Here is a 23,388-nt window from a genome sequence, read left to right on the forward strand (position 1 = left end):
GGGGCGGGTCCTTAGAGGTAGTGGCGCTGGTTCTGCTTGTGGGCGGCGTAGGTGTCGTGGGCCGCCCGGGTGCTGTCGAGGGCGGAGACCTCGCTGACGGGGACGTCCCACCAGCCGTGGCCGGGCGGGTTGGGGCCGTAGAGGTCGGTCTCGACGTGCACGACCGTCGTCCTGGTCGCGGCCCTGGCCTTCTCCATCGCCGCGCGGAACTCCTCCACCGACGTGGCGTGCAGGACGTCCGCGCCGAGCGAAGAGGCATTGGCGGCCAGGTCGACCGGGAGGACCTCGCCGTCGAGCTGGCCCGAATCGTCGTTGCGGTAGCGGTACTTCGTGCCGAAGCGCTGCGAGCCGAGCGACTCCGACAGCGAACCGATGGAGGCGAACCCGTGGTTCTGGACGAGGACGATGATGACCTTGAGGCCTTCGGAGACCATGGTGACGATCTCCTGGGCCATCATCAGGTAGGAGCCGTCGCCGACCAGGACGACGACCTCACGGGACGGGTCGGCCATCTTCGCGCCGACGCCGGCGGCGACCTCGTAGCCCATGCAGGAGTAGGCGTACTCGACGTGGTAGGCCTTCGGATCCCGGGCCCGCCACAGCTGCTGCAGGTCGCCGGGCATGGACCCGGCCGCGTTGATGACCACCGCGCGGTCGTCGAGGACGTCGTTGAGGGCGCCGAGGATCTGGGTCTGGGCGGGCAGGTCCCCGGTGTTGCGGTCCGCGGCGAAGCAGGTCTCCTCGATCTCCCTGGTGCGGGCGATGAGTCGACGGGTGCGGTCGCGGTACGACTCCTCGACCTCCCAGTCGGCCAGCGCCCCGGCGAGGGCCTGGATGCCGAGCCGGGCGTCGGCCACCAGCGGCTCCGCCGAGTGCTTCACCGCGTCCAGGCGGGCGACGTTGAGGTTGATGAAGGCGACGTCGGGATTGCCGAAGACGGTGTGGCTGGCGGTCGTGAAGTCGGAATAGCGGGTCCCGATGCCGAGGACCACATCCGCGTCGCGGGCCAGTTCGTTCGCCGCGTAGGAGCCGGTGGAGCCGATGCCGCCGACCGCGCAGGGGTGGTCCCAGGCGATGGCGCCCTTGCCGGCGTGGGTGTCGGCGACCGGGAGTCCGGTGGCCTCCGCGAACGCCCGCAGCGCGGTCTCCGCACCCGAGTAGACGGTCCCGCCGCCCGCCACGATCAACGGCTTGCTCGCGCCCCGCAGCAGGCGGGTGGCCCGCTCGATCGCGGCCTGCTCCGGTACCGGGCGGCCCACATGCCACACCCGACGGCGGAAGAAGGACACGGGCCAGTCATAGGCCTCGGCCTGGACGTCCTGGGGGAGGGCGAGGGTGACGGCGCCGGTCTCGACCGGGTCGCTGAGCACCCGCATCGCGGCAAGCGCGGCCGGGATGAGCTGCTCGGGCCGCTGGACGCGGTCGAAGTACTTCGACACCGCGCGGAAGGCGTCGTTGACCGTGACGTCCCCACCCCGGGTGTCCTCCAGCTGCTGCAGGACCGGGTCCGCGGCACGGGTGGCGAACATGTCGGACGGCAGCAGCAGCACCGGAAGCCGGTTGGTGGTGGCGAGCGCGGCTCCGGTGATCATGTTGGTGGAGCCGGGACCCGTCGAGGCGGTGCAGGCGAAGGCGGCCAGCCGGTCGCGCATCTTCGCGTAGGCGACCGAGGCATGCACCATGCCCTGCTCGTTCCGGGCCAGGTAGTACGGAAGGTCGGCCTCGCCGGTGGTGGCGGCCTGCAGCAGTGCCTGCCCGATGCCGGCCACGTTCCCGTGCCCGAAGATCCCCCAGACACCGGGGATCAGGCGCTGCTCCTGCCCGTCGCGCTCGCTGTACTGCGCAGCCAGGAAGCGCACCAAGGCCTGCGCGGTGGTGAGCCGAATCGTTTCCATCACTCGTTCTCCTCGGCGCCGAAGGGCAGCCGGTCATCCATGTCCTGCGTGGTCCACGTGTCGCGGACCCAGCCATGGGCGGGGTCGTCGCAGATCAGCCAGGCGCGGTCCTGGCCGGGACCGGCCATGACGTTGAGGTAGTACAGGTCGTAGCCGGGCGCGGCGATGGAGGGGCCGTGCCACCCGTGCGGGATCAGCACCGCGTCGCCGGAACGGACCTCGGCGAGCACGTCGATGGGCCGGTCGGCGGTGCCGTAGACGCGTTGGTAGCCGAAACCGTCCTGGCCGCCGGAGACCTCGAAGTAGTAGATCTCCTCCAGCTCGGATTCCTGTCCGGGCCGGGCCTCGTCATGCTTGTGAGGCGGGTACGACGACCAGTTCCCGCCCGGCGTGAGCACCTCGCACACCAGCAGCTGCTCGGCGTCGAACGTGCCGGGCAGACAGTAGTTGTTGACCTGTCGCGAACACGCCCCCGCACCCCGCAGCTCGACGGGCACGTCATGGGCCCGCCCGTACCGGGCCGAGTGACCTCCCCGCTCGGTACGGGCGGAGGGCAGCGCGAACCGTCCTCCGGTCGCGCTGCTGATCAGGGCCTCCGACTCGCGGGGGAGATACGCGAAGTCGGTGACCGAGGCGAACACGCCTGTCCGGCCCGCGAGTTCGAAGGCGCTGCCGTCCGTGGTGACGGTGCAGGAGCCCGTCAGCGGCAGGACCAGGAACTCGCAGTCCCCGGTGGACAGGGCGTGTGCCTCGCCCGGCTTCAGGGTCAGGATCCTGAGGCCGGAGTATCCCCAGCCCGCCGACTCCGGAGTGACGACCAGGTCGTACGGGCCCTCGGCCGCGGTGCGGTCGGGCAGGTAGTACTTGCTTGTCGACGTCACAGCAGGCTCACCGCCTTGTCGACTGCCCCGGCGACGTCGCCGCCCGCCGGGTAGAGCAGGGAACGGCCCACGACCAGGCCCTGCGCGGTCGGCTGCCGCAGCGCCTTGCCCCAGGAGGCGAAGGCCGCGTCGGCGTCCTTGACCTCACCGCCCAACAGCAGGGCCGGCAGGGTCGAGGCGGCCAGCACGCGCTCCATGCCGTCCACGACCGGCAGCTTCAGCCAGGTGTAGGCCGTGCGCCGGCCCAGCCCGGAGGCGATCGACACCGACTTGACCACCGCGTCCGTGGTGAGGTCGTTGCGGATCTTCCCGTCCTGCCACACCGACAGGAACGGCTCGACCATCGCGACCAGCTGTCGGTCATTGAGCTCGTCCACCGCGCGGGCGGTGTTCTCCAGTACGGACGGGGTGGCCGGGTCGCCCAGCGCGATACGGGTGAGCATCTTGCCGCCGTCGAAGCCCATCGCGGCGATGGTCTCGGCGTCGTACCCGGTGAACCGGTCGTCGATCTCGAACACCGAACCCGCGAGCCCCGCCCGGTTCATCGACCCGAAGACGGACTTGCCGTCCAGCACGCCGAGCAGCAGTAGGTCTTCCAGGATGTCGGCGGTGGCCAACACGCCGGTGACACCTGGCCGCTCCAGCGCGACGCACAGGCGGTCCAGCAGTTCGAACCGGTCGGCCATGGCGTTGGGGTTCCCGCCCACGCCGTTCGCGCCCCGCGCCGGGTGGTCGGCGGCGATGATCATCGCCTTGCCGTGCTCGCCCAGCAGCGAGGTGGCCTTCACCCGGCGCGCCGCGGCGGTGGCGATGGCACCGGGGTCGCCCACGCGGGCGTTCATGATCCGGCTCACGTTCTCGGACAGCACGGGGTCACGCCTTTCGTTCGGAGGAGGTGGCGGTCTGGGCAGCCTCGTGGAGCTTGGCGGTGACCTGGGCCGCGGTCGGCATGGCGTCGGAGCAGGCCAGCCGGCCCGCGACGATCGCCCCGGCGGCGTTGGCGAACGAGACCGTGCGGGCGGTGTCCCAGCCGGACAGCAGCCCGTGGCACAGCGCCCCACCGAACGCGTCCCCGGCGCCCAGCCCGTTGACCACCTCCACCGGGACCGGCGGTATCTCGACCGCGGAACCGTCGCGGTCCATGGCCAGCACACCCTTCGGGCCCTGCTTGACCACCGCCAGCTCGACACCCGCGTCCAGCAGTGCCTTCGCCGCCGCGTACGGCTCACGCTCGCCGGTGGCGACCTCGCACTCGTCGAGGTTGCCGACCGCGACCGTCGTGTGCCGCAACGCCTCGGTGTAGTAACCGCGCGCCTGAGCGGGATCGGCCCAGAACATCGGACGCCAGTCCAGATCGAACACCGTCGCCACCCCGGCCTTGGCCCGGTGCGCCAGCGCCGCCAGCGTCGCCGACCGGCTCGGCTCGTCGCTGAGCCCGGTCCCCGTCACCCAGAAGATCCGCGCGTCCCGCACCGCGTCCAGGTCCAGCTCCTCCGGCCGGATGTCCAGGTCGGGAGCCTTCGGCAGCCGGTAGAAGTACAGCGGGAAGTCGTCCGGCGGGAAGATCTCGCAGAACGTCACCGGAGTCGGCGCGATGTCCGACACCCCCACGAACCCGGCGTCGACCCCGTATTCCTCCAAGGCCGAACGGACGAAGTCACCGAACGGATCCCGCCCGGTCTTCGTGATGACCGAAGCCGAGTGCCCGTACCGTGCCGCGGCCACCGCCACGTTCGTCGGGCTCCCGCCCAGGTACTTGCCGAACGAGGAGACCTCGGCCAGCCCAACCCCCGTCTGGAGCGGATACACATCCACTCCGACCCGGCCGATGGTCAGCACTTCGAACGGCATCTCGCTGGTTCCTTCCATGGATTTAAAGCGCTTTAAGCGAAGCTCTGGCAGTACCATGCATCGCGGCCAAATGTCATGTCAATAGGGTGTTAGCGCAATATTTCGGTCCCGCCGGCGACTTGTGTGCCGGCGGGACCGAAACCCCTCACGACGAGGCGCTGAGGTACTCGGTGATCTTGTCGCGCATGAACACCGAGGACTCCTTGGCCCGTTCCTCCCACGCGAAGACACAGGCGGTGAGTGTGCCGTCGAAGCCGTTCGCGCGCAGCTCCCGGAAGAGCTCGTCGAAGTCGACCTCACCCTCGCCCATGTCGAGGTGCTGGTGGATACGGGCGGTCGTGCCGGGCGGGTTGAGGATGTAGCGGTTGCCCGAGGACGCCGTGTGGTCGAACGCGTCGGCCAGGTGCACGTGGGTGAGCAGGTCGCCCGCGTGCTTGATGATGCCGGGGGCGTCGTTGCCGATGTGGAAGGTGTGCGGGGCGCAGTAGAGGAAGGTGACGTTGGGGTTGTTGATGCCCCGGATCAGGTTGATCGCGTCGTAGCCGTTCTCGATGAAGTCGTCCGGGTGCGGCTCCAGCGCCAGCTTGACGCCCTCTCGCTCGAACACCGGCAGCAGCTCGTCCAGCGACTTCCAGAACTGCGCCTCGCTGCGGTCCGATTCCTCCGGCCGCCCGTTGAACTCCGAGATCATGCTGTCGACGCCGAGGTCGGCCGCGATCTGGATCGACCGCTTCCAGTACCTTACGGCGGCCTGCCGGGCGTCCTCGTCCGGGCCGGACCAGCGGAACAGCGGCAGCAGGGAGGAGATCCCGACACCCGCCGAGTCCAGCGCCTTGCGGAACTTCCGGACCGTCGCGTCGTCGACGCGCGGGTGCCGGAAGAAGGGGATGAAGTCCTCGCGGGGCGAGAGCTCGATCCACTCATAGCCCAACTCGGCCACCACTGAGGGCAGTTCGAGGAGAGGTACGTGGCGGATCATGTACGGGTCGAGGGCGATCTTCATAGGGGAATGCCTTCGGGTCGGGGGAGTGGACGGCAGGTCGCGTGTGCCGCGACACCGGGGATCAGGAGGGTGGAGCCTCGGACGAGGCCGCCACCGGCGCGGTGAGATCCTCTTCTTCCGGCAGCTCGTCGACGTCGACGCCGCGGACCTGGGACAACTCGTGCTTGAGTGCGGCGAGTTCGGCGCCGCCGGCCATGTGGTTGGTCAGCTCTTCGAGGCTGACCTCGCTGCGGTCCGCGGAGAGCTCCATCGTGCCCAGGCGCAGCACACTGAAGTGGTCGCCGACCATGTAGGCGTGGTGCGGGTTGTGGGTGATGAAGATGACGCCCAGGCCCTTGTCGCGGGCGGCGGCGATGTACTTCAGCACGACGCCGGACTGCTTGACGCCGAGGGCGGCGGTGGGCTCGTCCAGGATCAGTACCCGGGCGCCGAAGTAGACGGCGCGGGCGATGGCCACGCACTGGCGCTGGCCGCCGGAGAGGGTGCCGATGGGCTGGTCCAGGTTGTCCAGGACGATGCCCATGTTGCGCAGCTCGTGGTCCGCTGTCTTCTTCATCACGGCGATGTCGAGACGTCGGACCGGCCAGGGGCCCTTGGTCATCTCGGAGCCGAGGAAGAAGTTGCGCCACACCGGCATCAGCGGCACGGTCGCCAGATCCTGGTAGACGGTGGCGATGCCCTTGTCGAGGGCGTCACGGGGGGTGGAGAAGCGTACCGGCGCGCCGTCGACGAGGAACTCGCCTTCGGTGTGCTGGTGCAGCCCGGAGATGATTTTGATGAGCGTGGACTTGCCGGCGCCGTTGTCGCCCAGCACGCAGGTGACCTTGCCGGGGTGGACCTTCAGGCTCACGCCGTGCAGGGCGCGGATGTTGCCGTACGCCTTTCCCGCGCCCCGCAGTTCGACGACCGCGGCGTCGTCCTTCGGTTCGGTGACGGTGTCCGCGAGGACCTCGCCGTGGGTGCCGGCCTTGTCGGTGGATGTCATGGGGTGGGTCACCTCCGGGTCGCCGCGCGGCTGACCCACAGATTGATGAGCGTGGCGCCGAGGAGCATCACGCCGAGGAAGGCCTTGAACCAGTCCGGGTTCCAGCCGGCGTACACGATGCCCTGCTGCACCATGCCGAACATGAACGCGCCGAAGACCGGGCCGATCGCCGAGCCGGAACCGCCGGTCAGCAGACAGCCGCCGATCACCGCCGCCGCGATGTAGATGAGCTCCTGGCCAACGCCCTCGCCCGACTGGACGGTGTTGAAGGAGAACAGCTGGTGCATGCCGACGAACCAGGCGCCGAAGCCGACCAGCATGAACAGCGAGATCTTCGTGAAGGTCACGGGGACGCCGACGGCTCGTGCGGACTCCTTGTTGCCGCCGACCGCGAAGATCCAGTTGCCGTACCTGGTGCGCAGCAGCACCCACGTGGCGACGGCCGCGAACAGCAGCCACCAGAACACCGTGACCTTCACCTGGACACCGCCGATGTCCACGCTCGACGCGAAGATCCTGTGGGCCTGCTGGAAGCCGTCCATGTCGCTGATGTCGTCGGTGGCGACGTTGCCCGTGATCAGCTTGGTGACGGCGAGGTTGACGCCCTGGAGGATCAGGAAGGTGCCCAGGGTGACCAGGAAGCTCGGCAGACCGGTCTTCACCAGCAGCCAGCCGTTGAAGAAGCCGACGCCCAGCGAGACCAGCAGGGCGAAGAACACGCCCGCCCACACGTTCATGGTCAGCTGGTAGCTCAGCATGGCCGCGGTGAGTGCCGACGTGATCACACCGACGCCCGCCGACAGGTCGAACTCGCCGCCGATCATCAGGAGCGCCACAGGCAGTGCCATGATCCCGATGGTGGAGGACTGGTACAGGACGTTGGCCATCGAGCCGCCGTCGCGTACCGGCGGCGCGGTGACGAGGAAGAACACCCAGACCGCGAGGGCGCCGAGGAAGACGCCGATCTCGGGGCGGGCCAACAGTCGTATGACCAGGGGGCGTTCAGTGGTCCGGCCATCGGTCTGCCGTGGGCCGGAGGCCGGCGGTGTGGTCACCGTCGGCGCAGCCTGTTGGGTCATGCTCATCACCGGGTGCCCTTCGCGGCGAACTTGGCGACCTGGGCGACGTTGGACTTGTCGACGAAGGCCGGGCCGGTCAGCACCGGCTGCTCGCCGCCGCCGCTGAAGTTGCCGTTGGTCTTGTAGAGCCAGAGGGAGTCGACCGCCAGGTAGCCCTGGAGATAGGGCTGCTGGTCGACGGCGAACTGGATGGTGCCCTTCTCGATGGCGGACACCAGGTCCTTGTTGAGGTCGAAGGTCGCGACCTTGGCCTTGCTGCTCGACTCCGACACCGACTGCGTCGCGGTCAGGGCGACGGGGGCGCCGAGGGTGACGACCTCGTCGATGGAGGAGTCCTGCTTGAGCTTGGCGGTGATGGTCGACTTCACGGACGGCATGTCGGTGCCGTTGACGTAGAGGATGTCGGTCTTGCCGGAGAAGGTCTTCTTCACGCCGGCGCAGCGCTCTTCGAGGTTGACGTCACCCTGGGCCTGGATCACGCAGAGGGCGTGCTTGGCGCCGGTGGAGTTGAGCTTGCTGCCGAGTGCCTGGCCGGAGACGGCCTCGTCCTGGCCGAAGAAGGACAGCAGACCCTGCTGCTTCCACACGGCCAGGCCGGCGTTGAGGCCGACGACCGGGATGCCGGCCTTCTCGGCCTTGGCGACCACGGCCTTGAGGGCGTCGGGCTTGGCGAGGGTGACCGCGATGCCGTCGACCTTCTGGTCGATCGCGTTCTGCACGAGGTTCGCCTGGTCGCCGGCGTTCTCGTCGTTGGAGTAGATGAGCTTGACGTTGTCCTTGGCCGCGGCGGCCTCGGCGCCCTTGCGGATGGTGTCCCAGAAGGTGTCGCCGGAGGGTGCGTGGGTGACCATCGCGATGGTCATGCGGGGGGTGTTCGCCTTGCCGGCGGAGACGCCGTCGGCGCTCTCCGCCGCCTTCTTCCCGCCGGAGCTGCTGGAACAGCCCGCCAGGGTCAGGGCTGCCGCCGCGGCTACCGCCACCACGGGGACGATTCTGCGGGAGCTGGGGAGCGTTGTACGGGTCATGGGAGTGCACCTCGCTGTGCATCTTGAGGGGGGAGGGGGCAGCGGGCCTCGGATGGGCCCCGTCGAGGGATCTGTGATCAGGGCCTCGGCGGCTGGGGGTGGGGCCGGGAGGCGGATGATCCGAGTGTGTGGCGTCGTGTTGGGACGCCGTACTCTCGGATCGGATCTTGCCGGTTCGTTGGAACAACAGGACAATTTAAAACGCTTTAAGTCCTGATACTATCGACCTTGTTTCGTCAGGGTGTCAAGGGTGTTGCACGAGGAAATCCGCCGCAGGGAGGCACAAGTGGACGAAGCAGGGCCCGAGCGTCGCCGTAACGGCACACACAAACGCCCCAGGCTGGAGGATGTGGCCGCACGCGTCGGTCTGTCCACGGCATCCGTCTCCCTGGTGCTGCGCGGCATACCCGGGCCCAGCGAGCGGACCCGGCAGCGGGTCCTGAAGGCGGCGGCCGACCTCGGTTACCAGGTGGACCGCACCGCCAGTCTGCTGGCCAGCAGACGCAGCCGGCTGCTCGGCGTCATGGTCGACGTCCACCGCCCCTTTCACGCCGAACTCGTCGAGCATCTGCACACGGCCGCCGAGGCGGTCGGCTACGACCTCGTCCTGAGCACCCAGACCCGTACCCGCGACGAGCAGAGCGCCATCGAGACCCTGCTGGCTTTCCGCAGCGAGGCCATGCTCCTGCTCGGGCCGACGCTGCCCGCTGACGCGCTCGTCGCCCTCGACCGGAAGGCCCCGGTCATCGCGGTCGGTCGCCGCATCGCCGACGCCGCCCTGGACGTCGTACGCACCGCTGACGACGACGGCGTCGGCCAGATCATCGACCACCTGGTCGACCTCGGTCACCGCGCGATCACCTACGTCGACGGCGGCAAGGGCGTCATCGCCACCGACCGGCGTCGCGGTTACCGCGGCGCGATGCGCCGGCACGGCCTCGACGCCCACATCCAGGTCCTGCACGGCGACCACACCGAGGCGGCCGGTGAGCGCGCCGCCCGCAAGTTCCTGGACGGCGGCACCCTGCCGACCGCGGTCGTCACCTTCAACGACCAGTCCGCCATCGGGGTCCTGGCCGAACTGACCCGCGCCGGCGTAGCGGTCCCCGGCGCGGTGTCCGTGGCCGGCTACGACGACGACACGCTCTCCCGGCTGAGCTGCTTCGACCTGACCACTGTCAGTCAGAACGCCGAGGAGCAGGCCAGACAGGCGGTCGCCATCGCCGTGGAACGCCTCGACGAGGGGCGAGCCGAGCCCCGCGAGGTGATCCTCGCCCCGCACCTCGTCATCCGTGGCACGACGTCCCGGCCCGCTCACCAGCCGTTGCCGTGACCGGAAAGGTCTGCCGAGGCCGGAGCACCCCGGTTCCCGCGGGACCAGTTCTTCCGTGGATTGATGCGCGACTCCCCGGCGGTTTCTGTGGTGTATACACGGAAGCCGTGCGGTGAGACCAGGGCGTACCTTCGCACTCTCCGACCTGGGCAAGGGGCAAATGACCGTTGAGGCTTGGCATTTTCCTGGGGACCTCCGAGGAACCTTCGAACCGGAAGGTCTCGTCCCGCAGCAGGTCGACGAAGCTCTCGCCTGCGCCTGGGAGTACCTGCGGACGATCGTCCCCGCTTACACGAACCGCGAGCGGTACATCGCGCTCGCGCGTCTCACGGCTGTCTCCACCGTGGCGGAGTTCCGGGGCGAGCACATCGATCCGTTGGTCTCCCCCGTCATCGCGGGGTATGACACCGGTGAACTACTGGAAGCGCTCTTCGGGGGAACCGCGGTCCACGAGGTCATGGCTCGCGAGTACTACTCGTCGATCCTTGTCACTGCGGAGAAGTCCCGTCCGCAGGGGAACGCGGAACTCCTCCGACGCTACACCGCGGCGATCGCCCACAGCCCGGCGCAGTGGTTCCGGATCCGCGACTGCGACGCCCAGGCACGCTTGTTCATCGCCGCTGCCCTGGCCTGCAACGACATCGATGGCGCGTGGCTGACCGAGGAGCAGAACCAGCTTCTCACCGAAATCTGCGACGCGATGTACGACGCCATCGCCTATCACAAGCACCGTGCCGAAGGCGAGATCTGCAACACCTTCGCCTATGCCAACCCCGACCTGCGTCAGCACACCTACCGCACGTACCGCGACACGCTGTGGAAGATCGACGCCCACTGGGCCGACATCCCCGAACGTACTCCCGTCGTCAACTTCCTCCGCAACATCGCCGGTCCCATCCACATGACGATGCGCCGCTATCGATTCGTCGAGGACGGGCTCGCCATCGGCAACGGTGAAAGTGCCCAGACCATCGAGGAGGCACGCAGGAACGTCAAGCTCTGGTACCGCTTCAGCGCGAGCCCGCAGGGCAACAGCCGCTTTCGGGAGATCCTCGCCAACCAGGATCGTGTCCTGTTTCCTGGATTCGCCGCGATCCTCGAGAACACCGAACTGTCCTGCCGTGACTGTCGATACCCCTCCCGATACACACCCCTGCCCACTGAGTTCGCGGGCGTCCATGTGTGTGCGGCGCATCGGGATGCATTTGACACCCACCTCGCAGGACTCCCCGGACGCGCAGTTCAAACCCTGTCTCTGCCCTGCCGCTAGGGCCCGAGGAGTATCAGCGAGCACCCGAGCCCGTGGGTGACCGCCGTAGAGGCAGAGCGGACAAGGGCGCCCGGGCGCGTCCCGCGAGGCGCAGTAAGCGATCGTGCGCCTTGCCGTGCGCTGTCCGGCTCGCCGTGATCTCTCCGCTGGGCGTGTCGCGCGAAGGTGCCCGGTCAGACGCCGGGACGGCGCCGACCGGCCGAAGTCCCCGGCGTGAACTGCGAGTTCCGGTCCGTTGGCCGGCTGCACCACCCGGCGGGACGCCATCGGGCCCTCCGGCCGCTCCCGCGAGTGGGTGCCCACCTCGGCGGATGCCCTGCTCGATGGTGTCCGGCCGAGTGGTGCAGCCGGTCAAGCCGACGGAGTCCCCGGGGCGCGGTCCGGATCACCCTCGCCGGTGGCCCTGTTGAGGTTCGCCGTGCAGCGGAAGCGACGGACCATGAGCGGCTACGCCGCGACGGGCTGCTCGCTGCGGACGTACGCGCGTTCGCGTCGCCGGGACGCCGGGGGTTGGCAAGGGCGAACTGTCTCAGCGGTCCGAAACGAGCACGGATCGGGTCCGCCCAGGACGCGTTCGCCAGGGTGAAGCACCGGCCGGCCCTGTGGCGCTCGGCCCGGCGCCGGATGGGCCGGCCCCTGTGGGCGGACAGGCTGCCCGGGTGTGCGCGGGGTGGGGCGCTGTTCGGCGTGCCGCCCGGTTGCTCATGAGTGGGGCCCGGATCGCGTCGAAGTTCTTGTCGGGCCATTCAGCTCCCCATGGGGTGCTGGCACCGGGTGGCGTCCCGCCGAGTGTACCGCCGGCACGTCAGTCATCAGGCCCGCCGATGCGGACCAAGAGGCTTCGGCGCGTCCCCCTGTATTCGGATGGTACGTCCACATGTCCTCACAAAGTCTTGACACGCCCCTGAAACACAAGCATGCTCTGCGCACCGCCTAAAGCGCTTTAAGGAGTCGAGTGGCTGCGGGCGGCAGACGCCCCGGCGGGTTGTCGCCGGACTGTCGGCGTCTGCCTTCCGGCGTAGTGATCACCGTAACCCTCCCGTTCCACCCCGCGCCTCCGCCCGGATCCGCTCATGCAGTCCCGGTTCCGGATCGGATGTCCGGCCCTCCCCGCCGTCGCGTGACCCCATCAGGGTCGGCGGCAGTTCGGCCCCGTCGTCCCATGCGTCCGAGGACATCCCTTGGTACGTACAGGACAAATCATCGTTTGTCATCTGATGCTCTCCAGGCCCCGCCCCACGCTCGCGCCAGGTTTCACACGAAGGAGTACCCCGCACATGGAACGTACGCAGACCCGGCGTCGGCTGCCCGGCCGTCTTCCCCGACGAGTCTTCACCGCGGTGGGCCTGCTCGCCGCCACGGCCACCACGCTGGCCGGATGCAGCAGCGGCGCAGCCAAGAGTGGTTCGTCGGACGACACGACGGCGAGCGCCGGCACGGCGACGGCCGCGGCCAACAGTGGCGGCAAGATCTCCATATACGTCATCGGCGGCAAGTCCGACGACCCGTTCTGGTCCGCGGTCAAGCGCGGCGGCGAGGACGCGGCGAAGGTGGTGCAGGCGGCCGGCGGCAAGGTGACCTTCCTCGGCCCGCAGAACTACGACAACCTCGGCCCGGACGCCGCGAAGCTGACGCAGACCGCGCTGTCGCAGAACCCGTCGGCGATCATCGGCCCGGACTGGGTGCCCGACAGCCAGGACTCCGCGTTCAAGCAGGCGACCGGCAAGGGAGTCCCCGTCTTCATCTACAACTCCGGTGGCTCCGCCGCGGCCAAGAAGGTCGGTGGTCTCAAGTACATCGGCTCCGACGACTACGAGGCCGGCAAGGCGGGCGGTGTCAAGTTCGCCGAGTCCGGTGCCAAGAACATCCTCTGTGTCAACACCCTGCCCGGTGGGGCCAATTCCGAGGCCCGCTGCAAGGGCATCAAGGACGGAGCCAAGGGCAAGGGCGCCACGTCGAAGCAACTGGCCCTGCCCTCCTCCAACTTCGGCAACCCGTCCGCCGTCACCCAGGCGATCAAGGGCGCGCTGCTGAAGGACAGCAGCATCGACGCCCTGGTGACCATCGGTGTCAGCGACGCGGACAGCGCCGCCTCCGCGATCAAGCAGGCGAACGTCGGCGACAAGGTCAAGCTGGGCACCTTCGACGTCTCGCAGACCCAGTTGGACCGCATCAAGACCGGCTCCCAGCTGTTCGCCATCGACCAGCAGCCTTACCTGCAGGGCTTCTACGCCGTTTCCATGGCCTACCAGTACCTGGCCTACGGCCTGTTCCCGCCGCAGGACCCGCTGCTGACCGGACCGCTCCTGATCACCAAGGACAACGTCGCCCAGGCCATCGCGGGCACCAAGTCCGGCGTCCGCTGACCCCGTCCCCCCAGGTGCCGGGCCCCGCCGGGCCCGGCACCGCCCTCTCCCGCGCACGCCCGCCGTGTACCGGAACCAGATCCACGAAGGTGACAGAAGACCGATGACAACCCAATTCCCCGAAACGACGGCCGCGAAAAAGCACGCCGTCGTCACCCCGAAGCAGTCCGAAAGCAGGCTGGGGCGACTGCGGCACCGTCCCGAGGTCGGCGCGCTCATCGGCACGATCAGCGTGTTCGTCTTCTTCGCGATCTTCGGCGGCGAGAAGTTCCTCGCCCCGGCCGGCGCCGCGAGCTGGCTGAACATCGCCGCCGAGCTCGGCATCATCGCCATCCCCGTCGGGCTGCTGATGATCGCCGGTGAACTCGACGTGTCGGTGGGCTCGGTGCTGGCCGCCAGCTCGATGACCCTGGCGATCGTCTCCGGGCACTGGGGCGCGCCGATGATCGTCGGCATCCTGTGCGCGCTGGGCCTCGGTCTGCTGACCGGTCTGCTCAACGGGATCATCGTGACCCGGACCAACGTCCCGTCCCTGGTGGTCACCCTCGCCACCCTCTCCGGCCTCGCGGGCCTCACACTGGGCCTCTCCCGCGTCACCACCGGCACCACCAGCGTCGCCATCAACCCGGACCCGCTGTCGAAGTCCCTGTTCGGTCAGCTGATCGGCGGGCAGTTCGAGGTCGCGATCTTCTGGTGGCTCGGCATCGCCGCCTTGGTCACGGTGGTGCTCCAGGGGATGAAGTACGGCAACTGGATCTTCGCCATCGGCGGTGACAAGGAGAGTGCCCGTGCCCAGGGCATCCCGGTCGCCAAGGTGAAGATCGCCCTGTACATGGCCAGTGGCTTCGGCGCCGCCCTGGTCGGTGTGATCCAGACGATCCTCTACAACGGCGCACAGGTCGCCAACGGCCAGTCCTTCGTCTTCAACTCCATCATCGCCGTCGTCGTCGGCGGAGTCCTCCTCACCGGCGGGTACGGCTCCGTCCTAGGTGTGCTCCTGGGCACCCTGACCTTCGCCATCGTCAACCAGGGCATCTACTACACCGGTTGGAACTCCGACTGGGCCAGCCTGATCCTGGGCGTCCTCATCCTCACGGCCGTGCTCATGAACAACACCTTCCGCCGGCTCGCCCTGTCCGCCTCCCGACCCGCGAAGAAGGCCTGACCATGACCGCACCCCTGCTGCGCCTGACGGGCATCAGCAAGTCGTTCCTCGGCACCAACGCGCTGCAGGACATCTCCTTGGAGGTGGACGCCGGCAAGGTGCTGTGCCTGCTCGGGGACAACGGCGCCGGCAAGTCCACCCTGATCAAGATCCTCTCCGGATTCCACAAGCCCACCACCGGGACCATCGAGGTCAACGGCGCCTCGGTCGTCTTCGACAGCCCGCGCGACGCGAGCGACCAGGGCATCGCCACGGTGCACCAGTTCGGCGGCACCTTCCCGCTCATGGGCGTCGGCCGCTGCTTCTTCGTGGGCGCCGAACCCACCAAGGGATTCGGCCCGTTCAAGCTCTTTGACAAGAAGCTGGCCGGCGACATCGCCGTGCGTGAGATGCAGTCGCTGGGCATCACCCGCGTCACCGACGGCAACCGCCTCGTGGGCAGCCTGTCCGGCGGTGAGCGTCAGGCCCTGGCGATCGCCCGAGCCGTGTACTTCGGTGCCAACGTCCTCATCCTGGACGAGCCCACCGCCGCCCTCGGCGTCAAGGAGGCCGCGCACGTCCTGCGGATCATCATGCAGGCCCGCGCCAAGGGAGTGGCGGTCATCCTCGTCACCCACAACGTCCGCCACGCCATGATGGTCGGTGACCACTTCGCCGTCCTCATCCGGGGCGAGAAGGCGGACGACTTCCGCCAGGGCGAGCGAACCCGGGAGCAGATCACCGACCTCATGGCCGGCGGCGAGGCGATGGCCGACCTCGAAGCCGAACTGGCCAAGATGCAACTGGAGATGGGGCTGGAGCTGGATACGGGCTCCGAAGGCTGATCGCGTACCACGCGACGGCGGCCGCGGGGGCGTCTGAGGGGGCGCCCCCGCTCGGTCGTACGTGCGCACTCGACAGGTCAGGACGACGCCATGCGGGATGCACCCCCTGATGTCCCTGCGCCCGGCTCGGTCCTCGTCGGCCTCGTCCTGGACCGCACGAGCCGGACTCCACTGCACCGACAGTTGGCCGAACAGCTCCGACACGCCATCGAATGCGGCCGGTTGACGCCCGGCACGGTACTCAGCAGCGAGCCGACGATGGCTCAGGAGACCGGCCTGTCGCGGATCACGGTCCGGCACGCCATCCGGTCGCTGACGGAGCAGGGGTTCCTTGTACGCCGCCGGGGCATCGGCACCCATGTGGCGCACGGCAGGCCGCCGCACACCGTCGATCTCGCGACCGTGCACGAGGATCTGCGGGAGGCCGGACGCGCTCCCGCCGCCGAGATCCTGTCCTGCGAAACCGCACCCGCATCGCCCGAGGCGGCGGCGGCCCTGGGGCTTCCGGCGGGCAGCGAGATCACGGTTCTCGAGCGGTTGCAGTACACCGACGACGGCGTGTGCATCGGCCGGCTGCGTAACCATCTGCCCCACGACGTGCTGCCTCCCGAGGCGCTCGACCACTCCGGCGGACGGTTGGCGGCGGTAGGTCTGTACGGCCTGATGCAGGCGGCCGGAATCCTCGTGTGCACCTCACGGCATACGATCGGGGCCCGTGTCGCCACGGCTGAGGAGTGCGCGTTGCTCGGTGTGTCCGAGGGCAGCGTGCTGCTGACCCTGACGCGCACCATGGTCGATCAGACCGACCGCCCCGTCGAGTACGCCGACCACTCCTACCCGCCCGCGCGACGCGGTTTCGAGTTCCGGATCGGAGGCGGGAAGCCGCCGATGGCCACTGGCTGACTTCATGCGGCTCACGTTCCCGCTGCCGGGAACCGAGGAGGCGGTCCGCCGCGCCGGGGCGTGTGGAGCACAGTGCCTGGCTTCCGGTCCGCCTCATCATGATCGGGGCGTTCTCGCTCGAAGGAAGCCAAGGTACTCCGGCCTCCCAGGGGGGTGCCGGACACGCGTCACTCGCAGATCGCGTCGAGACTGTCCGTGAGGCGGGCGAACGGATTGAGGCTGGCGAGTTCCGCCGCACCGCTCGCCACGCCCAGGAACGCACGTCGCAGGCGCAGTCCCTCGGTGGGATCGAGGCGGAAGCTGGCCCTGACCGCCTCGTCGACGTCCATGACCAGGTGAGCGTCCGTACTTGGCCCGGCGTCGTGCCCCACAACTGCCTGCCGCCAGAAGCGGCCGATGAGTTCTGCAACCTGGTGACATGGACCGTGCCTGCAGCCGTGGTGCCGACGAGGGCGGTGTCGAACACCCGCTGCCAGCCAACGTCGAGCCCCAGGAGGGCGCTGTCGTTGTCGGCGCGGTCGCAGCCGGTGAGGGCGGACAGAGCGGCGGCTGTGCACGGGCTGAGCGTGGTGGCGTCGGGCAGAGCCCGTCTGGCGATGCGCTGTGCCCGTTCGCCGGCCGGACTGGGGGATTCCGGCTCCCGCCGCGGATCCGCACGCGGTGCCCCGGGAACGGCCGTCGGCCTCGGCCCGGGGCGTACGCGGCCGCTATGTCACCACCCGCTCGGGAGAACACGGTGAGTTGCCGTCTCATCTGGTAACGGGGGGTGAGCGGGTACCAGAGGCAGGCACCCATGGACAGTTCGGCGGCCTCCTCATGACCGGGGAGGCCGCAGGGGCATTCGAGGACGTGTCGGTGACCTCGGCGAGGGCCGGGCCACGGACCGCGAGGGCGAGGAGCAGCTGGTTGAGGCTCTCGTGGTGACGTAGTCCGCGACGGCGTCGGTGACGTCGTTGTAGCGCATGATGTTGTCGACGGCCCGCTGAATGGAGTGGCAGGACGCGGCCGAGGTGAACACCCCCGTCGCGTCGCGGACCTGATGGTAGTGGGTGGTGCTGAGCATCAGGCGGTAGTACGGCGCGATCGCACCGTCCCACGAGCAAGCCCCCATGTACTCGCCCGAGGTCACCGCCGGTGCCGGGGTTCCGGCGCCGGACCCGTCGGCGTGACGGGCCGCCACGGCGTCCTTGGCCACCATGAGTCCGCCGACCATGGCCATCTCCCGGGCCGCCGGAGTCGCGGCCGGCCCAGACAGGTCAGTCGGACAGTGCCGGACGGGCGGAGTTCCGGAACGCTGTCAGTACGTGACGGACCATCTGCCCCGCGGTGTTGGCGCGCAGGAAGCCGGAGATGCCGCCGTAGGTGAGTTCGAGGACGATGCCGCCCATGTCGAGCGCGCTGAGGTGGATACCGTCACCCAAGGAGAGTTTCTTGAGCAGGAGCCTTCCGATTTCCTCCCACTGACTCACGAACAGTTGGCGTTGCCGAATCCCCAGGTTTCCGTCGCGCTGTGCGCGGCGCAGGAATTCGATGGCGATGATTCCCCATTTCTGTTCGGCGGCACGGGTGTCGGACCACTGGGCGACGCATTCGATGACGGCATCGGGGTCGGTCACCTCCCGCAGCAGCTCCGTGAGTTCCTCGACGTCGTGTCCCGCATTCCCTTCGAGGAGTTGCAGGAGGACGTCGTCCTTGGAGGAGAAGTTCGAGTAGAAGGCGCCTTTCGAGAAGCCGGCCTCCTCCGCGATGCGTTCGACGGAGGCGCCCTCATAGCCATCCCGGGCGACGACGTCCCGTGCCGAGCGCAGCAGCTTCTCCCGGGTTCGCGCCTGACTCTGCTCCCGCGTCAGCCTCGCCATGGTGCTCTCCCCACTCAAATCAATCGCGTTGTTCGACGCTTCGGTGCCGTATCGGTGGAGGAATCGGACAACGGACCTCTGTGAGCGGTCGCGCCGGCGCGTGATCAGCCGTGTGCAAGTGTATCCGGTGTATCCAGCCGTGATCACGGTCGCCCGGGCCCCGGGGTGGATCGAGTGTTGCGTCGCGCCCCGGTCGCGCGAGACGAACGGTTCAGCCGGAGACACCGTTCTTCGAGACGTTGACGATGTTCCCCTGCGGTACCCAGCTCGTGCCGTTGAATTCGTGCAGCTGATACTCGTGCACGAGTCGGCCGTCGGATTCACCGGTCAGTGCCGCCCCGCCGATCAGCAGCGGGTCCTCGGCCTGGGACAGGGAGTCCCAGGCCGAGAGGAAACTCCTGCTGCTGACGTCCTTCGTCTTCTTCAGAGCGGAGACGATCGCGGCGGCGAGTCCGTAGCCGGTCAGCGCGAACGACTGGTTCGCGTCGGCCTTGGGGAGTACTTCGCCATGTCCGCGCGGTACTTCACGAGTCCCTTGTCACCGTGCACGGCGGGGTTCTGCGGATCCTTCAACCACTGGTACGACAGGGCGTCCTTGACGTTGGCGGCGCCGGCGGGCTTCACGGTGCTGGCGAAGTCGGCGTAGGGGCTGCCGATGAAGATCCGCGGCCGGTAGTCGATCTGGCCCAGGTAGGAGAGCAGGGCGCCGAGGGTCGGCGGGCCCAGGGTGACGACCAGGGTGTCGACCTTGGCCGCCTTGAGCTCCGTCACCTGGGAGGCGATGTCCGCCTGGCCGGGCGGGAGTCTGAGGGTTTTGACCGGTTTGACGCCGGCCTTGGCGAGCCCGGCGAGCTGGCTGGTGGCGAGGTCGTTGTTGAAGCCCATGAAGCCGACGACGGCCTTCGGCGTCCTGTCGGAGATGTAGCGGCCCTGGAGTTCGCCCTCCCAGGCGATGTCCGGCACGAACGCGCGGGTGTCGGGGAACTTCTCGACGTCGCTGAGCACGGTCTCGCCGCCCTGCACGATCTGCGCCACGCCCGCCGCGTTGAGCTGGGGCCGGGCCGCGACCGCGATGCCGCCGAAGTTGATGACGACGGTCGCCTTGTCGCGCTTGACGAACGCGGTGTTGTTGGAGACCAGCCGGGCTGGGTCGAAGGTGTCGTCCTTCACCCGGAAGTCGATCTTCCGGCCGTTGATGCCGCCCGCCGCGTTGACGGCGTCGAAGTAGGCCGCCGCGCCGTCGGCCGACACCCCCGCGGACGACAGGGCCCCGCTCAGGGGGTAGCTGGCGCGTATGACGATGTCGCCGGTGCCGGCCGGGGCGGCAGACCGGCCCGAGCAGGCTGTCGCCGCCGCGGTCACGGCGACCAGAGCGATCAGCTTCGTTGGGCAGTTCCTCATTGAACTTCCTTTCGCGCAGACGTACAGAGGGGTGGTGGTTCGGCGAAGGTGTGGGGCGGGGGAGGAACGTTCAGCGGGGGCCGGGGGAGGTCTGTCCGACGCGGGCGCTCGGCCGGCGGGCCAGGGCCGTGACGCCGCCGACGATGCCGGACGGCGCGACGACCAGCGCGAGGACGAGCCCGCAGGCGTAGACGAGTTGGGCCCAGTTGCCCGCGGACTCCCCGCCGACGACGTTCTCGGCGAGGGTCGGTAGATAGACGACGATCGCCGCGCCGACGAGCGCGCCCGCCCAGGTCCGGCTGCCGCCGACCACGGAGGCCGCGAGAAGGGTGATGGACAAGGCGATCTGGTAACTGTCCGGGACCGCTATGGCCATCGTCAACGCGTAGAGGGCACCGCCGACTCCGGCGGCGGCCGAGCTGACGGCGAAGGCGGTGAGCTTCACCCGGTTGACGTTCACACCGTTCGCCGCCGCGAGCAGGGGGCTCGTCCGGACCGCCGCGAGGGCCCGGCCGGTGTGGCCGGTCGCCAGGTTGCGCAGGGCGAGCAGGGTCAGCCCGAGGACCAGGAGACTGAGGAGGAAGCCGAACTGCGCCGCGGTGAGCCCGAGGCCGGCGGGCGGCTCGACGGCGGAGTGCGCGAGCGACACGCCGAACGTGCCGCCGGTCAGGGATTCCCAACGGATGAGGACGAGCGGGAAGAGGGCGGCCACGGCGATGGTGAGCAGACCGAGGTTTGCGCCGCCCATCTTCAGGGCGAGGACACCGATCAGGAGGCCGAACACCGAGCACAGCGCGGTGGCGAGCAACACGGCGGGCAGCCAGGCCCAGCCGTGGGTGGCGACGGCGATGAGTGCGCAGTACCCGCCGAGGCCGAAGACGGCGCCGTGGCCGACGCTGATCTGCCCGGAGTGACCGAGCAGCAGGTTGAGTCCGGCGACGGCCATCGCGATCGTCAGCACGCGGGTGAGGTCGAGCAGGTCGTAGTCCGACACGACGAAGGGAACGACGAGGCCGACCAGCAGGGCGGCGGTCCAGCCGCCGGGGACGGCGCAGCGGCGCAGCGTGCTCATACCCGTACCGTCCTTGTCCTGCCGAAGAGTCCGGCCGGCCGCAGCGACACGACGACCGCGGTGAGCAGGAAGGGGGCGACGACCGCGAGATCGCCGTCGAGGCCGGGCACGTACCGGCCGGCCAGACCGTTGAAGACGCCCACGAGGACACCGCCGACGACCGCGCCGATCCGGCTTGACAGACCGCCGAGGGTGCCCGCCGCCAGGGCCAGCAGGAGTGGGAAGGTCATCATGCCCGGGGTGAGGGTGAGCACCGGGGCGGCGACGACGGCCGCGAAGGCGCCGACGGCCGAGGCCACGGCCCAGCCCATCATCAGCCACAGCCCCTGGTGTTGGCCGAGGACCGTGGCGGAAGCGGGATTCTGCGCCACGGCGCGCAGCCGCAGTCCGACACCGGTCCGGTTGAACAGGAACGCGGTGACGGCCATGACCGCGAGCAGGGTGACGAGCGACCCGATCTGCTGGTCCGTCATCCTGAGGCCCGCGAACTCGACCAGTCCCTTGCCGAAGGGGCTCGGGAAGGTTCGGGGATCGGTGCTCCAGACGATGGCCATGATGGCGTTCAGTCCGAGGAGGAGGGCGACGCCGAGCGTCAGCAGCGGGAGTTCGTCGGCGCCCTCGACCCGTCGTACGAGCACCCGCTCGAGCAGCGCTCCGCCTGCCGCGGACAGGACGACGACCATGGGGAGCGCCACCCAGTAGGACAGTCCTGAGGTGAGCAGGACCAGAGTGAGGTAGGCGGACAGGGTCGCCATCTCGCCCTGGGCGAAGTTGAGCATGCCGGTGCCCTGGAAGACGACGCTGAGCGCGAGCGCGAGGATGCCGTACACCAGCCCCGAACTGAGCCCGTCGACCATCTGCTGGAACAGTTCGGTCATTTCTTGTCTCCGATCGCCCTGGTCGCCGTATCCCGGCCGCCCACCGCCTCCGGGTGCGCGGGATGCGCGTCGCCCAGATAGGCGTGTCTGATCACGTCGCCGTCCCGGAAGCCTGCGACGGGACCGGCGGCGGCGACGCGGCCACCGGTGAGGACGATCACCCGGTCGGCGATCTCCAGCGAGAGCCGGGCGTTCTGTTCGGCGATCAGCAGCGAGGTGGACCAGCCGTCCCTGACCCGGACCAGTACGTCGAACAGCTGACGGGTGAGCAGCGGAGCGAGACCGAGAGACGGCTCGTCGATGAGCAGCAGCCGGGGCCTGGCCATCAGCGCGCGGCCGATCGCGAGCATCTGCTGCTGCCCGCCGGAGAGCAGGCCGGCGGCGCGGCGGCGCATCTCGGCCAGGACGGGGAAGGTGTCGTAGACGAGCTGGAGGTCCTGGCCCGCGGACGCCCGGCGGACGCGCGGCCTGGCCAGTCCGCCCAGGCGGAGGTTCTCCTCCACGGTCAGGTCGACGAAGGTGCCGCGCCCCTCGGGCACATGGCCCACGCCGGCCCGCGCCGTGCGGGCGGCGCTGCGGCCGGTGATGTCCTGGGCGTCGAACTCGATGGCACCGCGGGTCGACACCGTCCGGGAGATCGCCCGGAGCAGGGTCGTCTTGCCGGCGCCGTTCGGGCCGAGGAGGACGGCGATCTCTCCTTGCGGGACGGCGATGTCGATGCCGTGCAGTACCTGTACGGAGCCGTACCGGGCGACCAGCCCACGGGTTTCGAGCAGCGGGGCGGTCACACCGTCACCTCCGACCAGTCGTCACCGAGATAGGCGGCGACCACACGTTCGTCGGCCGCCACCCGGGCCGGGGGCCCGGCGACCAGGAGCCGGCCCGCGTCGAGCACGACCACATGGCGTGAGACCCGCATCACGAGCCCGACGTCGTGCTCGACGAGCACACAGGTCATGCCGGTCTCCGCGGCGAACGCCTCGACGTCGCTCAGCAGACCGGAGGCCTCGTCGGCGCCGAGGCCGGCCGCCGGTTCGTCGAGCAGCAGCAGCCGGGGTTCGGCCATGAGCGCCCGTGCCACCTCGACCCTGCGCCGGTCGCCGTGGGGGAGGCTGTCGGCGCGACGGACGTCGGCCCGGCCGAGACCGAGCCGTTCGAGGAGCCCGGCCGCTCGCGCACGCACCGCCTTCTCGGCCCGTACGACCGACGGCAGTCGCAGGACCGAGCTCGTCAGGCCCGCCCTGGTCCTGGAGTGCGCACCGAGCAGGACGTTGTCGAGGGCGGTGAGGTCGGGTACGAGCAGCGGAGTCTGGAAGGTACGGGCGACCCCCAGGGCGGCGCGGCGGTCGGCGGGCAGCCGGCTCAGGTCGTGTCCTTCGAGCGCGACCCTTCCGGTGTGCCGGACGACGCCGCTGACGCAGTTGAACAGGGTTGTCTTTCCGGCCCCGTTGGGACCGATCACCGCCGAGACGCCGCCCGCCGGGATCGCGAACGAGACGTCCTGGAGCGCTTGCACGCCCCGGAAGCCCACTCCCAGTTCGTCCACGAGCAGGGCCGTGTCGTGCGGCAGTGCCGCGCCGTGTACCGGATCGGTCATC

22 protein-coding genes are annotated in these 23,388 nt (G+C 69.3%); 6 read left to right on the top strand and 16 right to left on the bottom strand.

Going from position 1 to position 23,388, the window contains the following annotated elements; translation table 11 throughout:
- Window positions 1–11: 11 nt before the first annotated feature.
- From iolD to ACQEWB_RS48815, 8 genes are all read right to left on the bottom strand, one after another.
- Window positions 12–1,895 carry a 3D-(3,5/4)-trihydroxycyclohexane-1,2-dione acylhydrolase (decyclizing) gene (gene iolD, locus ACQEWB_RS48780; RefSeq protein WP_432843240.1) on the bottom strand — a complete coding sequence of 628 codons (1,884 nt, stop codon included), beginning with the start codon at window positions 1,893–1,895 and terminating at the stop codon, window positions 12–14.
- Window positions 1,895–2,776: a 5-deoxy-glucuronate isomerase gene (iolB, locus tag ACQEWB_RS48785; protein ID WP_432843242.1), complete on the bottom strand. Its 882-nt coding sequence runs from the start codon at window positions 2,774–2,776 to the stop codon at window positions 1,895–1,897. The genes iolD and iolB overlap by 1 nt, the downstream gene beginning before the upstream one ends.
- The gene (locus ACQEWB_RS48790) at window positions 2,773–3,645 is read right to left on the bottom strand and encodes a Cgl0159 family (beta/alpha)8-fold protein (protein WP_432843244.1); all 873 of its coding nucleotides are present in this window, start codon (window positions 3,643–3,645) and stop codon (window positions 2,773–2,775) included. Before ACQEWB_RS48790 ends, iolB begins: the two co-directional genes overlap by 4 nt.
- 4 nt (window positions 3,646–3,649) lie before the next feature.
- Window positions 3,650–4,627, bottom strand: a complete 978-nt coding sequence (iolC, locus tag ACQEWB_RS48795) for a 5-dehydro-2-deoxygluconokinase (protein WP_432843246.1) — start codon at window positions 4,625–4,627, stop codon at window positions 3,650–3,652.
- A 145-nt stretch (window positions 4,628–4,772) separates the two neighbouring features.
- Window positions 4,773–5,630, bottom strand: coding sequence for a sugar phosphate isomerase/epimerase family protein (locus tag ACQEWB_RS48800; RefSeq protein ID WP_432843248.1), 858 nt, complete (start codon window positions 5,628–5,630; stop codon window positions 4,773–4,775).
- A gap of 61 nt (window positions 5,631–5,691) precedes the next feature.
- A complete protein-coding gene (locus ACQEWB_RS48805) occupies window positions 5,692–6,615 on the bottom strand; it encodes an ATP-binding cassette domain-containing protein (RefSeq protein WP_432843250.1) in 924 nt (307 codons plus the stop codon).
- An 8-nt stretch (window positions 6,616–6,623) separates the two neighbouring features.
- On the bottom strand, window positions 6,624–7,700 hold the full coding sequence (locus ACQEWB_RS48810) for an ABC transporter permease (protein ID WP_432843252.1): 1,077 nt from the start codon (window positions 7,698–7,700) through the stop codon (window positions 6,624–6,626).
- A complete protein-coding gene (locus ACQEWB_RS48815) occupies window positions 7,700–8,719 on the bottom strand; it encodes a sugar ABC transporter substrate-binding protein (protein WP_432843254.1) in 1,020 nt (339 codons plus the stop codon). The genes ACQEWB_RS48810 and ACQEWB_RS48815 overlap by 1 nt, the downstream gene beginning before the upstream one ends.
- 286 nt (window positions 8,720–9,005) lie before the next feature.
- On the opposite strand from ACQEWB_RS48815, the gene ACQEWB_RS48820 reads away from it, so the two are divergent.
- The 6 genes from ACQEWB_RS48820 (at window position 9,006) to ACQEWB_RS48845 (ending at window position 16,580) form a co-directional block, all read left to right on the top strand.
- Window positions 9,006–10,052, top strand: a complete 1,047-nt coding sequence (locus tag ACQEWB_RS48820; protein WP_432843256.1) for a LacI family DNA-binding transcriptional regulator — start codon at window positions 9,006–9,008, stop codon at window positions 10,050–10,052.
- Window positions 10,053–10,164: 112 nt separating this feature from the next.
- Window positions 10,165–11,322 (top strand): hypothetical protein, encoded by a 1,158-nt coding sequence (locus ACQEWB_RS48825; protein WP_432843258.1) that lies wholly within the window; start codon window positions 10,165–10,167, stop codon window positions 11,320–11,322.
- A gap of 1,277 nt (window positions 11,323–12,599) precedes the next feature.
- Window positions 12,600–13,688: a sugar ABC transporter substrate-binding protein gene (locus ACQEWB_RS48830; RefSeq protein ID WP_432843260.1), complete on the top strand. Its 1,089-nt coding sequence runs from the start codon at window positions 12,600–12,602 to the stop codon at window positions 13,686–13,688.
- 103 nt (window positions 13,689–13,791) lie between these two features.
- On the top strand, window positions 13,792–14,853 hold the full coding sequence (locus tag ACQEWB_RS48835) for an ABC transporter permease (protein WP_432843262.1): 1,062 nt from the start codon (window positions 13,792–13,794) through the stop codon (window positions 14,851–14,853).
- A gap of 2 nt (window positions 14,854–14,855) precedes the next feature.
- Entirely contained in the window at window positions 14,856–15,677 is an 822-nt protein-coding gene (locus ACQEWB_RS48840) for an ATP-binding cassette domain-containing protein (RefSeq protein WP_432843264.1), read from the top strand.
- Between the two features lie 90 nt (window positions 15,678–15,767).
- The gene (locus tag ACQEWB_RS48845) at window positions 15,768–16,580 is read left to right on the top strand and encodes a GntR family transcriptional regulator (protein ID WP_432843266.1); all 813 of its coding nucleotides are present in this window, start codon (window positions 15,768–15,770) and stop codon (window positions 16,578–16,580) included.
- 167 nt (window positions 16,581–16,747) lie between these two features.
- Here the strand turns inward: ACQEWB_RS48845 and ACQEWB_RS48850 are convergent, their stop codons facing one another.
- From ACQEWB_RS48850 to ACQEWB_RS48885, 8 genes are all read right to left on the bottom strand, one after another.
- On the bottom strand, window positions 16,748–16,909 hold the full coding sequence (locus tag ACQEWB_RS48850; protein ID WP_432843268.1) for a hypothetical protein: 162 nt from the start codon (window positions 16,907–16,909) through the stop codon (window positions 16,748–16,750).
- Between the two features lie 485 nt (window positions 16,910–17,394).
- Window positions 17,395–17,793: a hypothetical protein gene (locus ACQEWB_RS48855; protein ID WP_432843270.1), complete on the bottom strand. Its 399-nt coding sequence runs from the start codon at window positions 17,791–17,793 to the stop codon at window positions 17,395–17,397.
- Window positions 17,794–17,836: 43 nt separating this feature from the next.
- Window positions 17,837–18,439, bottom strand: a complete 603-nt coding sequence (locus ACQEWB_RS48860; protein ID WP_432843272.1) for a TetR/AcrR family transcriptional regulator — start codon at window positions 18,437–18,439, stop codon at window positions 17,837–17,839.
- 462 nt (window positions 18,440–18,901) lie between these two features.
- Window positions 18,902–19,840, bottom strand: a complete 939-nt coding sequence (locus ACQEWB_RS48865) for an ABC transporter substrate-binding protein (protein ID WP_432843274.1) — start codon at window positions 19,838–19,840, stop codon at window positions 18,902–18,904.
- A gap of 70 nt (window positions 19,841–19,910) precedes the next feature.
- Entirely contained in the window at window positions 19,911–20,912 is a 1,002-nt protein-coding gene (locus ACQEWB_RS48870; RefSeq protein ID WP_432843276.1) for a branched-chain amino acid ABC transporter permease, read from the bottom strand.
- Window positions 20,909–21,790 carry a branched-chain amino acid ABC transporter permease gene (locus ACQEWB_RS48875; RefSeq protein ID WP_432843278.1) on the bottom strand — a complete coding sequence of 294 codons (882 nt, stop codon included), beginning with the start codon at window positions 21,788–21,790 and terminating at the stop codon, window positions 20,909–20,911. The genes ACQEWB_RS48870 and ACQEWB_RS48875 overlap by 4 nt, the downstream gene beginning before the upstream one ends.
- Window positions 21,787–22,578: an ABC transporter ATP-binding protein gene (locus tag ACQEWB_RS48880; protein ID WP_432843280.1), complete on the bottom strand. Its 792-nt coding sequence runs from the start codon at window positions 22,576–22,578 to the stop codon at window positions 21,787–21,789. The genes ACQEWB_RS48875 and ACQEWB_RS48880 overlap by 4 nt, the downstream gene beginning before the upstream one ends.
- The gene (locus ACQEWB_RS48885; RefSeq protein WP_432843282.1) at window positions 22,575–23,387 is read right to left on the bottom strand and encodes an ABC transporter ATP-binding protein; all 813 of its coding nucleotides are present in this window, start codon (window positions 23,385–23,387) and stop codon (window positions 22,575–22,577) included. Before ACQEWB_RS48885 ends, ACQEWB_RS48880 begins: the two co-directional genes overlap by 4 nt.
- Between the last annotated feature and the right edge of the window lies 1 nt (window position 23,388).

The organism is Streptomyces sp. CA-249302 (assembly GCF_050936785.1).
Taxonomy (GTDB): Bacteria; Actinomycetota; Actinomycetes; order Streptomycetales; family Streptomycetaceae; genus Streptomyces.

Coding starts and splice junctions, on each gene's coding strand:
- iolD (WP_432843240.1), bottom strand. CDS start 1,895: ATGGAAACGATTCGGCTCACCACCGCGCAGGCCTTGGTGCGCTTCCTG.
- iolC (WP_432843246.1), bottom strand. CDS start 4,627: ATGCCGTTCGAAGTGCTGACCATCGGCCGGGTCGGAGTGGATGTGTAT.
- ACQEWB_RS48800 (WP_432843248.1), bottom strand. CDS start 5,630: ATGAAGATCGCCCTCGACCCGTACATGATCCGCCACGTACCTCTCCTC.
- ACQEWB_RS48805 (WP_432843250.1), bottom strand. CDS start 6,615: ATGACATCCACCGACAAGGCCGGCACCCACGGCGAGGTCCTCGCGGAC.
- ACQEWB_RS48810 (WP_432843252.1), bottom strand. CDS start 7,700: ATGAGCATGACCCAACAGGCTGCGCCGACGGTGACCACACCGCCGGCC.
- ACQEWB_RS48815 (WP_432843254.1), bottom strand. CDS start 8,719: ATGACCCGTACAACGCTCCCCAGCTCCCGCAGAATCGTCCCCGTGGTG.
- ACQEWB_RS48830 (WP_432843260.1), top strand. CDS start 12,600: ATGGAACGTACGCAGACCCGGCGTCGGCTGCCCGGCCGTCTTCCCCGA.
- ACQEWB_RS48835 (WP_432843262.1), top strand. CDS start 13,792: ATGACAACCCAATTCCCCGAAACGACGGCCGCGAAAAAGCACGCCGTC.
- ACQEWB_RS48840 (WP_432843264.1), top strand. CDS start 14,856: ATGACCGCACCCCTGCTGCGCCTGACGGGCATCAGCAAGTCGTTCCTC.
- ACQEWB_RS48845 (WP_432843266.1), top strand. CDS start 15,768: ATGCGGGATGCACCCCCTGATGTCCCTGCGCCCGGCTCGGTCCTCGTC.
- ACQEWB_RS48850 (WP_432843268.1), bottom strand. CDS start 16,909: ATGGACGTCGACGAGGCGGTCAGGGCCAGCTTCCGCCTCGATCCCACC.
- ACQEWB_RS48855 (WP_432843270.1), bottom strand. CDS start 17,793: ATGGTCGGCGGACTCATGGTGGCCAAGGACGCCGTGGCGGCCCGTCAC.
- ACQEWB_RS48860 (WP_432843272.1), bottom strand. CDS start 18,439: ATGGCGAGGCTGACGCGGGAGCAGAGTCAGGCGCGAACCCGGGAGAAG.
- ACQEWB_RS48865 (WP_432843274.1), bottom strand. CDS start 19,840: ATGAGGAACTGCCCAACGAAGCTGATCGCTCTGGTCGCCGTGACCGCG.
- ACQEWB_RS48870 (WP_432843276.1), bottom strand. CDS start 20,912: ATGAGCACGCTGCGCCGCTGCGCCGTCCCCGGCGGCTGGACCGCCGCC.
- ACQEWB_RS48875 (WP_432843278.1), bottom strand. CDS start 21,790: ATGACCGAACTGTTCCAGCAGATGGTCGACGGGCTCAGTTCGGGGCTG.
- ACQEWB_RS48885 (WP_432843282.1), bottom strand. CDS start 23,387: ATGACCGATCCGGTACACGGCGCGGCACTGCCGCACGACACGGCCCTG.